This window comes from Streptomyces sp. NPDC051322 (assembly GCF_040689485.1).
In the GTDB taxonomy this organism is placed as follows: domain Bacteria; phylum Actinomycetota; class Actinomycetes; order Streptomycetales; family Streptomycetaceae; genus Streptomyces.
The window spans coordinates 388,065-400,760 of record NZ_JBFBAK010000002.1; the positions used below are offsets into that span (position 1 = coordinate 388,065).

11 protein-coding genes are annotated in these 12,696 nt (G+C 67.6%); 5 read left to right on the plus strand and 6 right to left on the minus strand.

What is annotated here, in order from left to right:
* Nucleotides 1-10: 10 nt before the first annotated feature.
* Together AB0436_RS05920 and AB0436_RS05925 are read right to left on the minus strand one after the other, a co-directional pair.
* Nucleotides 11-1,009 carry a sugar ABC transporter permease gene (locus AB0436_RS05920; protein ID WP_366466469.1) on the minus strand — a complete coding sequence of 333 codons (999 nt, stop codon included), beginning with the start codon at nucleotides 1,007-1,009 and terminating at the stop codon, nucleotides 11-13.
* A complete protein-coding gene (locus tag AB0436_RS05925; RefSeq protein ID WP_366466470.1) occupies nucleotides 1,006-2,358 on the minus strand; it encodes an extracellular solute-binding protein in 1,353 nt (450 codons plus the stop codon). Before AB0436_RS05925 ends, AB0436_RS05920 begins: the two co-directional genes overlap by 4 nt.
* Nucleotides 2,359-2,770: 412 nt before the next feature.
* Here AB0436_RS05925 and AB0436_RS05930 point away from each other — a divergent pair, with 412 nt between their 5' ends.
* The 5 genes from AB0436_RS05930 to AB0436_RS05950 all read left to right on the plus strand — a co-directional run bounded on the left by AB0436_RS05930 (nucleotide 2,771) and on the right by AB0436_RS05950 (nucleotide 7,851).
* Nucleotides 2,771-3,913 (plus strand): LacI family DNA-binding transcriptional regulator, encoded by a 1,143-nt coding sequence (locus AB0436_RS05930; RefSeq protein WP_366466471.1) that lies wholly within the window; start codon nucleotides 2,771-2,773, stop codon nucleotides 3,911-3,913.
* The gene (locus AB0436_RS05935) at nucleotides 3,910-4,557 is read left to right on the plus strand and encodes a DUF624 domain-containing protein (RefSeq protein WP_366466472.1); all 648 of its coding nucleotides are present in this window, start codon (nucleotides 3,910-3,912) and stop codon (nucleotides 4,555-4,557) included. The genes AB0436_RS05930 and AB0436_RS05935 overlap by 4 nt, the downstream gene beginning before the upstream one ends.
* Before the next feature lie 165 nt (nucleotides 4,558-4,722).
* Nucleotides 4,723-6,030, plus strand: a complete 1,308-nt coding sequence (locus AB0436_RS05940; RefSeq protein WP_366466473.1) for an extracellular solute-binding protein — start codon at nucleotides 4,723-4,725, stop codon at nucleotides 6,028-6,030.
* Nucleotides 6,030-6,980 (plus strand): sugar ABC transporter permease, encoded by a 951-nt coding sequence (locus AB0436_RS05945; RefSeq protein WP_366466474.1) that lies wholly within the window; start codon nucleotides 6,030-6,032, stop codon nucleotides 6,978-6,980. Before AB0436_RS05940 ends, AB0436_RS05945 begins: the two co-directional genes overlap by 1 nt.
* A complete protein-coding gene (locus AB0436_RS05950) occupies nucleotides 6,973-7,851 on the plus strand; it encodes a carbohydrate ABC transporter permease (RefSeq protein WP_366466475.1) in 879 nt (292 codons plus the stop codon). Before AB0436_RS05945 ends, AB0436_RS05950 begins: the two co-directional genes overlap by 8 nt.
* 18 nt (nucleotides 7,852-7,869) lie before the next feature.
* Here the strand turns inward: AB0436_RS05950 and AB0436_RS05955 are convergent, their stop codons facing one another.
* From AB0436_RS05955 to AB0436_RS05970, 4 genes are all read right to left on the minus strand, one after another.
* Nucleotides 7,870-9,453, minus strand: coding sequence for a glycoside hydrolase family 43 protein (locus AB0436_RS05955; protein WP_366466476.1), 1,584 nt, complete (start codon nucleotides 9,451-9,453; stop codon nucleotides 7,870-7,872).
* Between the two features lie 68 nt (nucleotides 9,454-9,521).
* A complete protein-coding gene (locus AB0436_RS05960; protein WP_366466477.1) occupies nucleotides 9,522-10,397 on the minus strand; it encodes a carbohydrate ABC transporter permease in 876 nt (291 codons plus the stop codon).
* Nucleotides 10,398-10,404: 7 nt separating this feature from the next.
* Nucleotides 10,405-11,376 carry a sugar ABC transporter permease gene (locus tag AB0436_RS05965; RefSeq protein WP_366466478.1) on the minus strand — a complete coding sequence of 324 codons (972 nt, stop codon included), beginning with the start codon at nucleotides 11,374-11,376 and terminating at the stop codon, nucleotides 10,405-10,407.
* Nucleotides 11,376-12,659 carry an extracellular solute-binding protein gene (locus AB0436_RS05970; RefSeq protein WP_366466479.1) on the minus strand — a complete coding sequence of 428 codons (1,284 nt, stop codon included), beginning with the start codon at nucleotides 12,657-12,659 and terminating at the stop codon, nucleotides 11,376-11,378. Before AB0436_RS05970 ends, AB0436_RS05965 begins: the two co-directional genes overlap by 1 nt.
* Nucleotides 12,660-12,696: the final 37 nt, after the last annotated feature.

Below are 12,696 nucleotides of genomic sequence, written 5' to 3' on the forward strand. Positions count from 1 at the left end.
GGTACCGTGGTCACTTCTTCGCCTCCGGGTCGACGTTGTAGAACACCACGCCGGACGTGGCCTTGAAGATGAGTCCTGTGACGATGAGGATCAGCACGAAGAGCACCCACAGCAGTGCCGATGCGTAGCCGAAGCGGCCGTACGCGAAGTACTGCGCGAAGACGTGCATCATGTACATGTAGTTCGACTGCGGGATCGCGGTGACGCCGGCGAGATTGGCATTGGCGGCGAGCAGCAACGGCATGATGGTCTGCACCGAGGCGATGACGCCGGTGACGGTCTGGAAGAGCAGGACCGGAGAGAGCAGCGGCACGGTGATGCTGCGGAACGTCCGCCAGGCACTCGCGCCGTCGACTCGGGCCGCCTCGTGGAGTTCGCGGGGGACGTCCTGCAGCCCGGCCAGCGAAATGATCATGACGTTACCGGCGCCCCAGAGGACCGTCATCAGGATGACGTAGCGGGCGTACGGATCGGCGAGCCAGCCCACCGCCCTGATGTCGAAGAAACCCAGGATGCCGTTGGCGGCGCCGGAGTTCGTGTCGAAGAGCTGCTTGAAGGCGAGTCCCGCGCCCACCGGGGGCACCACGGCGGGCAGGTACAGCAGGGTGCGGAACAGGCCGCGCGCCCGGAGGGGACGATTGACGAGGACCGCGAGTGCGAGGCCCGCGATGATCGACAGGGGCACGGAGGTCACGGCGAACAGGCCCGTGCGGCCCAGCGCCCCCCAGGTGACCGAGTCGGACAGCAGCTCGCGGTAGTTGCCGAGCCCGACGTAGCGCCAGTGGGGGGATATGCCGTCGAAGGTGGTGAGGCTCAGCCACAGCGCGTATCCCATCGGGACGATGGTCAGCAGCAGGAGCCCGATGACCCAGGGCGCGGTGAACAGATAGAACGCCCGCTGCTTGCGCGCGGTCATGGAGGTCCGGCGGTCGGCCTTGCGGGCCGCGCCGGTTCGTACGGCGGACGGGCCGGGACGGTCCGACACGGGGGATATCTGCTCGACTGTCATCCCACCTGCTCCTTGCCGCGCTTCAGCTGACTGTTCATCCCCGCGTTCAGACGGTCCGCCAGGGTGCTGACCGGCATCTCGCCCTTCATCGCCGCTGGAATGATCTGGTTCGTGGTGGCGTCAAGGGCGTCCCACTTGGCGTAGGGAGTGAAGGGGACCACCGAGAAGTGCTTCAGCTCGGCCTCCTGAACCTTCAGCGTCTGCTTCTGATAGGCCTCCTGATGGGGCATCAACGGACGCAGCGACTTCAGGGTGGGGATGCCCCAGCCGCCGGAGGCGCGGTCCTTGGCGGGGCCTTCGCCGAAGAACCACTCGAAGACCCGCCATGCGGCGTCCTTGTTCCGTGCCTTCTTCGGCATCCACAGCCCGGTGCCGCCCTGGCAGGAGCTGATCCGCGTGCCGCCCTCGAAGTGCGGCGCGGGCGCCAGACGCGAGGCCTTCGCGAGTTGCTTGTCGGCGGCGAACACGCCCCCCAGCCAGTAGCCGTTGCCCGACATGGCCATGCGTCCGGCCTGATAGGTGGGCCCGTCCCAGGTGTTGGGGTCCGGGTCGATGAGGCTCGGCCCGACCCTCGCCTTCGCATAGCCCACGTACCAGTCCAGTGCCTTGCGGGCCTCGGGAGCTGTGAAGTCCACGCGGGTGAAGTCGTCGGAGAAGAGGCTGCCGCCTGCGGCCACCGTCAGGGACGCGAGGAGAACGGTGATGCCCAGGCCGTTGTAGCTGCCGCCGTACACGGTGGTCTGGCCGTTCCTGCGCTGGGTGAGACGTTTGGCCTTCTCCAGCCACTCCTCGTAGGTCACCGACTCGGTTTCCGGCGGATAGTCGAGGCCCGACTTGTCGAAGAGCGAGGTGTTGTACCAGAACATGGAGTCCTGGGAGAAGTCCTTGGCCATGCCGTAGCGCGGGCCCTTGCCCTGGGTCGTGCCGTCGTAGCGCCACAGGTCGTTGACCGGGTCCAGGTCGCCGGCTTTGAGGACGGCACTGGTGGCGAAGTAGGGATCCAGGTCCTCGGCCACGCCCCGGGCGGCGAAATACGGCGTATCCAGGGCGCCGATGCCGCGCACCAGGTCCGGTGGATCGCCGTTGGTGATCATGGCGATCAGTCGGGTGATGTCGTTCTTGACCAGCGTGATCCGGATGCCGAGTTCCTTGTGGGCCTGCTTGAGCAGTTCCGGGGCGATGTCGCCGTCGTTGACCATCATCGTGACGGATTCGCCGCCACCACCCCTGACTCCGCCGGCGACCTGCAGGGCGCAGCCGTTGAGTGCTGCCGCCCCGGCAGCGGCTCCGGCTGCTGACAGCGTGAGGAACCGGCGGCGACTCATCGGAGCGCCGGCAGGTGAGCGCATGAACGCCTCTCTTCCGCATCGAAGGTCGCAGGTCACCCGGGGAGGTGGGGACCTGAGTGGCCAGATCATGCTGCCGTCCCTAAAAGTGCGTCAAGTCTCTTGACATAGTTTCGAAAGCATTGGTTCGCATGGGCCTGGTACGTCAGAAGAATGGAGACACACTGAAAACGAGAAGGGACGGCGGGGGAGTGGACAACCGGTTGTCACGGCCGGTGCATCCCGGATGTTAGGCCCACCCGGCAGCCATGACACCCCTCCGTGCGGGCAGGAAACTTTCGAAGACCGCGTGCCGTCCCCTGCCCGCCCCGCCTCGGCAAGAAGTGGTCCAGACCCATCGGTGAAACCTCTCCCCTCCTGTGCTCAGCAACTGCTAGCCTCCGCTCAGAAACCGGTTGCCGACAGGGGTAGGGTCTTGACCAGGAAGAGCGCCGACGCCGCAGGGCGCCACACCATTCGCGATGTCGCAGCCCGAGCCGGGGTTTCTGCCTCCACCGTCTCGCGGGTACTGGCCGGCCATTACCCGGTGAGCGCGGCGACGCGCACCCGCGTGATGCGCGCCGTGAAGGAACTGGACTATGTGGCCGACGCCCGCGCCCGGGCCATCGCCGGCGCGGGAGCGAGCACGGTCGCCTTCGTCCTCGACGACATCACCGGCCCGTCCTTCGCACAGATGGCACACGGCGTGGAGCGGGAAGCGAGCAGGCGCGGGCACCTGTGCCAGGTGTGCACGACGGAGGGCGACCCCGAACGGGAGCTCGCCGTGGTCGAAGTGATGCGGGCGCAGCGTGCGGCAGCCGTCATCCTGGTCGGCGGCACGGTGGAGAGCCCTGGATACCATGAGCGCATGTCCGGGATCGCGCGATCCCTGCAGTCCGCGGGGTCGCGGCTCGTCCTGTGCGGCAGGCCTCCGTTGGGACCGGACGTTCCCGCCACGGTGATCGAGTACGACAACGAAGGCGGCGCGTTCGCCCTCTGCAGCCACCTGCTGTCCCATGGGCATCGCAAGATCCTCTTCCTGGGCGGCATCCGCGGCCATATGACCGCGGACGGCCGCGAGCGCGGCTACCGCGAGGCGTATGCGGCGCGGGGCATCGATCCGGACCCAGCCCTGATCAGGACGGGCGATTTCACCCGGGACGGCGGGCACCGGCGGGTGCGCGAGGTGCTCGCCGCCGAGCTGGACTTCACGGCGGTTTTCGCGACGACGGACATGGTGGCCGCGGGAGCCCTGACGGCTCTGCGTGAGGCCGGGCTGCGGGTGCCGGAGGACGTCTCGCTGGCGGGGTACGACGACATCGCCTTCGCCCGCGACCTGTATCCGCCGCTGACCACGGTGCACGTGCCGTACGAAGAACTGGGGCGAATCGCGGTGAGCACCGCACTGGACCGGAGTCCTACGGCGCGGAACGAGCATCGGCTGCTCGGCACCCATGTGGTGGTGCGGGACTCGGTAGGTGACCTGCGGGGCTCGGGCGGGGCGGCCCGCGCCGATCGGCCTGCTCGGCCGCCGGCCGAGCAGCCGGTCGGGACTCGGCCGGGCGGCGGCGTGACATGAGCGCCGGCGGGCAGTCGGTGACCGCCGGAGCCGCTGACACCGCCGACTCCGACGGTGCTGCCGGAGCGGGCAGTACCCGGCTCCTGAAGTGGCTGGAATTCCCCGCCCAGCTGGCGGTGCTGAATCTGTGCTGGCTGCTTGCCGCGCTGCCGCTGATCACCTCCTACGGGGCGGGAATCGCCCTGCACGCGAGCCTGCGTGCGTGGCGCGAAGAGGGCGAGACCCGTCCGAGCGTGCGCTTCATCGCCGAGTTCCGGGCCCGGCTGCGCAGTTCGCTGCCGCTCGCGGTCGCCGGTCTGCCGCTGCTGGCAGCGCTCTGGTGCGCTGCCTCGTTCTGGCTGGGCGCCCCCGGTCCGCTGCTCGCCGTGGCCGCTGTCGCGCTCGTGCCCTTGGCCGTGCTGGTGCTGATCGGCCACCTCACCCTCTTCGAGGTGGCCTCGCACGAGGACAGGGCCGATGCCTCGTTCGGCAGTCTGGTGCGCGCCGCGCTGCAGCCGGCCGTCACCCGTCCCGGTCGCTGTCTGCTTGCGCTGGCCGCCTGTGTGACCTGGGCCGCGGTGCTGTGGCGGCTTCCCGGCCTGGCGCCGGTGTGCGGCATCAGCGCACCCGCGCTACTGCTCCACCGTCTGTTCCGTCGCTCCTGAGGACACCCTGCTCGTCGTCCTGAGGACGCCTTCGCCCGGCGCATGGACGAGGACAGTGAGCGTAGAAACCGGTTGTCGATTCCTCCGCCCAGAGTCTTGTCGGGCTGGGAGCTCCTACCTATGCTCACTCCGACAACCGGTTTCTATCCATCCCGGGAGACAGACATGCGCAGCTCGGCGCGGTGTCTGGCTGCGGCGCTGGCCCTGGCGGGCCTGCTGTCCGTGACCGGATGCGCGGACCGCACATCGGCGGTCGGCAGCTTCTCGCTCGACAAGGACCCGTCCCAGGTCAGCGGAACACTGCACTTCATGACACCCGGCTATCCGACCACCCCGGAGGGCAAGGCGGCCCTCCAGAAGGTCATCGACACCTTCCACCGGACGTATCCCAAGGTGAAGGTCGAGACCGACCTTGCCTCCTTCTCGCATCTGAGCGAGAAGGTCACCACTTCCATCGCGGCGGGTGACATGCCTGACGTGATGGTCACCGGTGTCGGCTGGATCCCGCCCTTCGCGGACAAGGGCGCCTTCGCCGACCTCTCCGCTTTCGGCCTCACCCCCAAGTCGCTCGCCCAGCAGGTGCGGCCCGGCTTCGTGCAGCCCGCCGTGTACGACGGCAAGGTGTACGGGGTGCCGAACATCGGCGGTGCGAAAGTCATCGCGTACCGCAAGAGCGACTTCCGGGCGGCCGGGCTCGACCCCGACAAACCACCGACGACCCTGGCCCAGCTGCGGTCCTACGCCAAGAAGCTCACGATCCGCAAGGGCGGCAAACTGGTCCGCTCGGGCTTCGACTTCTGGGTCAACCCGGTCCAGCACCAGTACATCCAGGACTACGTCACCTTCCTCAAAGCCACCGGCGGCCGGATGTATGACAGCGGTGGTGCGGCGGCCTTCAACGAACCGAAGGGTGTCGAGGCTCTCCAGGTGATGGACGACCTGATCAGCAAGGACCGTGCCACGGACTTCGCGACCGGGGCGGCCGACGGCAGCCCGCTCGTCCTCTCCGACCGGGCGGCGATGGGCTTCACCGGTGCCTACGTGGACTGTGACAACAAGACCGGAATCGGCAAGAAGACCTGTGACGACCTGGGGTTCTTCAATATCACTGGCTCCGAGGAGTCGATGTTCATGGGCGGGCAGATCGTCTCCTTGTCCTCGCGCACCAAACTTCCCGGTGCCTCCTACCAGTTGCTGAAAGTGCTCACCTCGCCCGAGGCCGAACAGGACCTGGCGAAGCTCAACCTCGCGATACCCGCTGCGAGCGCGGCCGTCGGATCCGCGGTGGAGAAGTCCAACCCGGCGAGCGAGTTCGCCGCGAAGTCCACCGCGGCTTCCGCCTATGCGGGTGGTGCTCCGAACTGGCTCGACCTGCAGAACGCCTTCACCCCGGCGCTCGACGAGGTGCTGATGGGCCGCCGCAGTCCGCAACAGGGCCTGGACATCCTCGCCAAGAAGGCGGGGGCGATGTGATGAGCACGATCACCGCACCCCGCACCCCGGCCGGCTCGAAAGCCCGGGGCCGTGCCGCCGGCCCATCGCCGGAGTCCCGTCGGCTCACCCGCAGCCAGCGCAGGGCAGGTTGGACCCTGCTCGCGCCGAGTCTCGCGCACATGGGGCTTTTCGTCGCCGCACCGGTGCTGATGATGCTGGGATTCAGCTTCTTCCGGTACGACTTCCTGCAGGCCCCGCAGTGGATCGGCCTGCAGAATTACGCGACCCTGCTGGACGACGACCGTTTCCGCACCGCCCTGTGGAACACCGTCGTCTACACCGTCGTGGTGGTGCCCGTCGGCATGGGCATAGCCCTGCTCATCGCACTCGCCCTCGATCAGAAGATCAAGCTGCGCGGCTTCTTCCGCACCGCCTACTACCTGCCGCACATGACAGCGACCGTGGCGATCGCCGTGGTCTGGCTCTGGCTCCTCGACCCCAACCTCGGTGCGGTCAACCAGTTCCTGGCGCTGTTCGGCATCGCACGCGTCAACTGGCTGGGCAGCACCCAGTGGTCCCTGCCCGCGATCATGGTGCTCGGCATCTGGCAGGGCCTTGGCACCAAGATGGTGATCTACCTCGCCGCACTTCAGACCGTGCCCCGTGAGCTGAAGGAGGCCGCGCAGCTCGACGGCGCGAACCGCCTGCAGGTCTTCCGTAACGTCATCTGGCCGTCGATCTCCTCGGCCAACCTCTTCGTGCTCGTCACCTCGGTGATCTTCTCGTTCCAGGTCTTCGAGCAGGTCTATGTGATGACCCAGGGTGGTCCGATCAACAGCACACTCGTCCTGACCTACGACATCTACCAGAACGCCTTCACCCGGCTGAAGTTCGGCTACGCCTGCGCGGAGTCCATCGTCTTCCTGCTGATCATCGGTATGGTGACGGCCGCGGTGATGCTGCTCAACAAGGGGGCCCGCCGTGACTAGGACCGAGACCGGAACCGGTGTTGCCGCCCGCGGCCTGCTGTACACCGTCCTGACGCTGGGCGCGCTCGCCATGCTCGCCCCCTTCGTGTGGATGGTGCTCACCGCACTCAAGCCCAAGGCGGAACTCAGCAGCGCCGACTGGCTGCCGAAGCACATCCAGTGGGGCAACTTCGCCGACGCGTTCAGAGCAGCGCCCTTCGACCTGTACTTCCGCAACAGCGTGATCATGGCAGCCGGCCAGACCCTGATCACCGTGGTCTTCGCCTGCGCGGCGGGCTACGCGCTCGCCCGGACGCCGATCCGTGGTCGCGGCATCGTCTTCGGCTTCACGGTGGCCATGATCATGGTCCCGGCGTACGTCATCCTCGTCCCGAAGTTCCTCATCGTCCGCTCGATCCCGTTCTTCGGCGGCAACGACTGGCTGGGCCAGGGCGGCACCGGCTGGCTCGACAGCTGGTGGGCGCTGATCGTCCCGGGGGCGCTGGCTCCGCTGTACGTCTTCCTGGCCCGGCAGTTCTACGTCGACCTGCCCGGCGAACTGGCCGACGCCGCGCGGATCGACGGTCTCTCCGAGATCGGCATCTGGGCGCGGGTGATGACCCCGCTGATCAAGCCGGCGGTCATCACCATCGCGGTCTTCCAGTTCCAGTCGTCCTGGAACGACTTCCTGTGGCCCCTCCTCGCCACCCGCACCGACCGTATGCGGCCCATCCAGCTGGGTCTCGCCGTTTTCAGCAAGGCAGACATCGAGGTGCAGTGGAACTACCTCATGGCGGGCACGGCGCTGGCCACCCTCCCCATGATCGCCCTGTTCCTCGTCGCGCAGCGCTACTTTGTCGAAGGCATGGCCTCGGCCGGCCTGAAGGGATGAGAGGGCGACCACCCCGGGTCACCGGTCCCGCAGTTCGAACCAGTCGAAGTCGGCGGGTGCGCTCGTACCACCCAGGTCCTGGGCGCAGACACCGACGAACGCTCCCGTGAAGCGCAGCCGTGCTCCGTAGTCGTCGGAGAGCTTGCCGGCGTCCAGCACCGGGCCGATCCGCTGCCAGTCCGTGCCGTCGGGGGAGGCGGAGAACCGGAGCTCGGCGCCCTGGAAGCGGGCCCGCAGGTGGACCAGCGGCCAGTCGTCGACGGGGACGGCACACGAGGTGAGCTCCTGGTAGGCGCCGTCGTCGGTCAGGTCGATGCCGAGGACCCTGCCCCGCCCCTCCTCATGGGTCACCCGCAGATAGAAATGGGTGGTGGTGTCGTACCAGCAGATGAGGCCGGCCATCTGCGAGAAGTGCGACGGGTGGAAGTCCAGGACGGTCGTCGCCTCGCAGCGCACCGACCGCAGCGGCTTGGCGACCAGGCTCTGCTGAAACGCCGAGTGCGAGCTCTGCCGCCCGCGCAGTCGCAGCCAGCCGGGACGTTCAGCGAGGGTGAGCCGGTCCGGACCCAGCGGGACCCGCAGGGTGCTCCAGCTCGGATCCAGCGCGAGCGAACCGAAGTCGTCACGCGCCGGCGGCTCCGGTACGGGGTGCAGCGCCCCGCGCGGTCCCGCCACCTCCGTCAGCGGTTTGTTGCCGCCGCCCACCAGCCGCAGCCAGCCGTCGTCGGTCCAGCCGACCCGCTGCAGACAGGTCTCCCGGCCCAGAATGCACCGCGGCCCGTCGGGGGTGTCCACCGGCCGGGAGGCGAGGTGCGCGAGGAACCACTCGCCGTCGGGCGTCTCCACCAGTTCGCCGTGGCCCGCCTTGCGCAGCGGCCCTTCGGGATCGTCCCGGGTGGTCAGCAGGGAGCCGCGCGGATCGAGTTCGTACGGTCCGGTGAGTGCGCGGGAGCGGGCCATCAGGATGCCGTGGTTCCAGCCGGTGCCGCCCTCCGCGAGCATCAGGTAGTACCAGCCGTCCCTGCGGTAGAGGTTCGGCCCCTCGATGAGCTCGTCGTGGCGCAGGATGTTGCACGGCTGCCCGACCAGGACCTGCTTCTTCGCGTCGTACTCCTGGAGCACGATGCCGGCGAAGGCCTGCCGGCCGGCCCGGTGGTCCCACTGCAGATTGACCAGCCACTTCCGCCCGTCCTCGTCGTGGAAGAGGGACGGGTCGAAGCCGGACGAGTTCAGGAACACCGGCTCCGACCAGGGGCCTTCGATGCCCGGAGCGGTGACCAGGTAGTTGTCGACGTCCTTGTACGGGGCGCCGACCGTCCGCACGATGCTGTAGATCAGCCACCACTGACCGTCGGCGTACGAGAGCGAAGGCGCCCACACCCCACCCGAATCGGGCACACCGCGCAGGTCGATCAGGTCCGGACGGTCCAGCGCATGACCGATGAGCTCCCAGTTCACCAGGTCCGCGGAGCGGTGCAGCGGCACCCCGGGGAACCATTCGAACGTGGAGGTGGCGAGGTAGTAGTGGTCGCCCGCCCGCGCGATGCTGGGGTCCGGATGGAATCCGGGCAGCACGGGGTTGTGTATCTGGCCCGCGGACATGCAGGTCCTTTCGTGTGTACGAGTGCGTGCGGGGGAGAGCGCTCAGGCTCCGGAGGGCCCCGGAGGACTCAGCCCTTCACGGCTCCCTGCATCACACCGGCGACGATCTGCCGGGAGAGTAGGATGAAGATGACGATGAGCGGCAGCACACCGAGCGCGGCGCCGGACAGGATGAGCGTGTAGTCCAGTGAGTAGCCGGCGGCCAGCGAGGACAGCGCGGTCTGCACGGTCGGTGACTCCGAGGGATCGAGCACGATCAGCGGCCACATGAAGTCGTTCCAGGCGCCCATGAAGGTGAACATGGCGAGCACCGACGCCTGCGGACGGATGGCGGGCAGCGCGACATGCCAGAACGTGCCGAGCGTGGAGCACCCGTCGATCCGCGCCGCCTCGACGAGTTCGTACGGAACCGACTCCTCGCACGCCTGGCGCATCCAGAACACCGCGAACGCGGAGACGAGCGCCGGGCCGATCACGGCCGGCAGGGTGGCGATCCAGCCGAGGTGACCCATCAGCATGTAGAGCGGCACGACACCGAGCTGGGTCGGCAGCATCGCGGTGATCACCACGATGAGGAAGAGCGCACCCCGTCCCCGGAACGGGAGCTTGGCGAAGGCGAAGCCGGCGAGTGAGGCGAGCAGCACGCAGCAGACCGTCACCGTGGTGGAGATGATCAGCGAATTGCGGATCGCGAGCCAGAAGTCGACCTTGTCGAAGACCCGGTGGATGTTCTCGAAGAGGTGGCCGCCGGGGGTCAGGCTCAGGGCCGAGTCCCCGATGACGGAGTTGTCCCGGGTGGGCACGACGAAGGAGTAGTAGAGCGGGAAGACGGACGCGAGCAGCGCCGCGATCAGTACCGCGTAGGTGAGAAATCCGGGCCGGCGGCTGAGTGGGGAGATGTGCTGCTTGCGGCGTTCCGGCCGGGCGGTTGCGGTGGTGGACATGACGCGGTCACCCCTTGGTCGCGATACGCCGCGACAGTGCGTAGTTGATGCCGGAGACCACGGCGATGAGCAGGAACATCACCCAGGCGAGGGTGGCGGAGTAGCCCGCGTTGAAGTCCCGGAAGCCCTTCTCGTAGAGGTACATCATCAGCGTCTGGAACTGGCGGTCGCTGCCGCCCGTCCCGTCGGTGCCCGCCACGTCGAAGAGCTGCGGCTCGGCGAAGATCTGCATGCCGCCTATGGAGGACATCATGACGACGAAGATGATGGTGGGCCGGATGCTCGGCACGGTGATCGACCGGAAGACGCGCCACCGTGACGCCCCGTCGAGCATCGCGGCTTCCTTGAGTTCGTGCGGGACGCTCTGCATCGCCGCCAGGAAGATCAAGGTGTTGTAGCCGGTGTAGCGCCAGATGATGATGGTGCTGATGCCGATCATCGCGGACCAGCGGTTGGCCTGCCAGTCGATGCGGTCGATGCCGAATACTCCCAGCGCGTCATTGACCAGACCGGTGTTGTGGCCGAAGAGCTGCGCGAAGACGAGCGTCACCGCGACGACCGACACCACATGCGGGAGCAGCACCGAGGCGCGCCACAGCGAACTTGCCCGCAGTTTGCGGTTGAGCAGCGCGGCCAGTCCCAGTGCGGCGAAGAGCTGGGGGATGGTGCCGAGCAGGAACAGCAGCACCGTGTTCAGCAGGGCGTTCCAGAAGTACACATCCTTGAACAGCGCCGTGTAGTTGTCGAGGCCGACCCAGCCCTGGTCGCCGTCGATCATGGCCCACTTGTGGAACGAGATCCAGCCGGTGTAGAGCAGCGGCCAGACTCCGAAGAAGCCGAAGATGACGAAGAACGGGACGATGAACAGATACGGCGTGTAGCGCAGGTCGAAGCGGGAGAGCCGGGTGCGCCAGGGGGAGCGCCCCGCGGCGGGGGCCTCGGGTGCCTCCGCCGCGGGACGGGTCTCGGTGACGGTCATCAGCCGATGGCCTTCTTGGCGTCGGAGACGGCCTGGGCCCAGGCGGCTTCGGGCTGTTGCTTGCCCTGTTCGACCCGGAGCAGCGCGTTCATGAACGCGCTCTGCACGTCACTGTCCTTGGTGCCGCGGTAGATCGGCTTCATGGCGTCGGCAGCCTGGGCGAAGATCTTGCCCGTGGGGGCGTCGGAGAAGTAGGGGTCCTTCTTGGCCTGCACCGTCGGATCGTTGTAGACCGACGGGTGGCTGGAGAGATAGCCGGCGTCGAGGAAGAGCTTCTTCTGCTGCGCCGATGCGGTCAGCCAGCGGGCCAGCGCGGCGGCCTCCTTCGGATGCGCGGTCTGCTTGGGCACGGTCAGGTACGAGCCGCCCCAGTTCCCGCCCAGCGGTGCGGCGGCCACCGACCACTTGCCGGAGTTCTCCGGGCCCGAGGCCTCCTTCGTACGGTCGAGCTTCCAGGCCGGGCAGATCGCGGTCGCGGTCTTGCCATTCTTGAGCGCGTTGGCCATCTCGGGGGTGAAGGGCGGGAAGCCGCCGCTGACCTTCTTGACCGACATGGCGGCGGCCTCCATGAAGTCGGCTTTCAGCGCGGTGTTCTTGTCAGCGATGAAGGAGTCGTCCGACGCGGCGAAGAAGGTCTCCTTGATCTGATTGCCCATGGCCACCCAGACGTCCCCGGTGTTGGCCGTGAAGGAGGCGTTCCTCACCTTGCTGCTGAACTGCTCGCCGACGCTGGTGAACTTCTGCCAGGTGGGCCAGAGCGCGGCCACCTTCGCCGGATCCGTCGGCAGTCCGGCCTTCTTGAACAGGTCGGTGCGGTAGCAGATGCCCATGCCGCCGATGTCGGTGCGCAGGCCCATGACGAACTTGCCGTTCTCCACCGTGCCCGCCTTGTACGCCCAGTCCACCCAGGGGTCCTTGACGTTGTCGACGCCGTAGTCGGCGAGGTTGAGGAACTTGTCGTGGCTGGGCATGAACTTGGTGATGGTGTCGTCGCCCAGCCCCACCACATCGGAGGCCCCGCGCCCGGCGGCGAGCTGGGTGACCAGCTTCTTCGGGAGGTCGTCGATGAGGACCTCCTTGATCTTGATGCCGGGGTGGGTCTTCTCGTACTCCTTGTAGAGCGACTTCCGGTAGCCGTAGTCGACCTGCGTGGTGACCTTCAGCGTGATGGTTCCTGCGCTGCCGCCGGCCGATGAGCTGCCGCAGCCGCTCGCCGTGAAGGTGATGGCCGCCGCCACCACCGCTGCTCCTGCGATGCGTATCCGGTGGGTGGAGACATGCATGGCGCGCTCACCTCTCAGGGAGTCCGGGATGATTCCG

Coding starts and splice junctions, on each gene's coding strand:
- AB0436_RS05920 (WP_366466469.1), bottom strand. CDS start 1,009: ATGACAGTCGAGCAGATATCCCCCGTGTCGGACCGTCCCGGCCCGTCC.
- AB0436_RS05925 (WP_366466470.1), bottom strand. CDS start 2,358: ATGCGCTCACCTGCCGGCGCTCCGATGAGTCGCCGCCGGTTCCTCACG.
- AB0436_RS05970 (WP_366466479.1), bottom strand. CDS start 12,659: ATGCATGTCTCCACCCACCGGATACGCATCGCAGGAGCAGCGGTGGTG.
- AB0436_RS05940 (WP_366466473.1), top strand. CDS start 4,723: ATGCGCAGCTCGGCGCGGTGTCTGGCTGCGGCGCTGGCCCTGGCGGGC.
- AB0436_RS05965 (WP_366466478.1), bottom strand. CDS start 11,376: ATGACCGTCACCGAGACCCGTCCCGCGGCGGAGGCACCCGAGGCCCCC.
- AB0436_RS05935 (WP_366466472.1), top strand. CDS start 3,910: ATGAGCGCCGGCGGGCAGTCGGTGACCGCCGGAGCCGCTGACACCGCC.
- AB0436_RS05960 (WP_366466477.1), bottom strand. CDS start 10,397: ATGTCCACCACCGCAACCGCCCGGCCGGAACGCCGCAAGCAGCACATC.
- AB0436_RS05955 (WP_366466476.1), bottom strand. CDS start 9,453: ATGTCCGCGGGCCAGATACACAACCCCGTGCTGCCCGGATTCCATCCG.
- AB0436_RS05945 (WP_366466474.1), top strand. CDS start 6,030: ATGAGCACGATCACCGCACCCCGCACCCCGGCCGGCTCGAAAGCCCGG.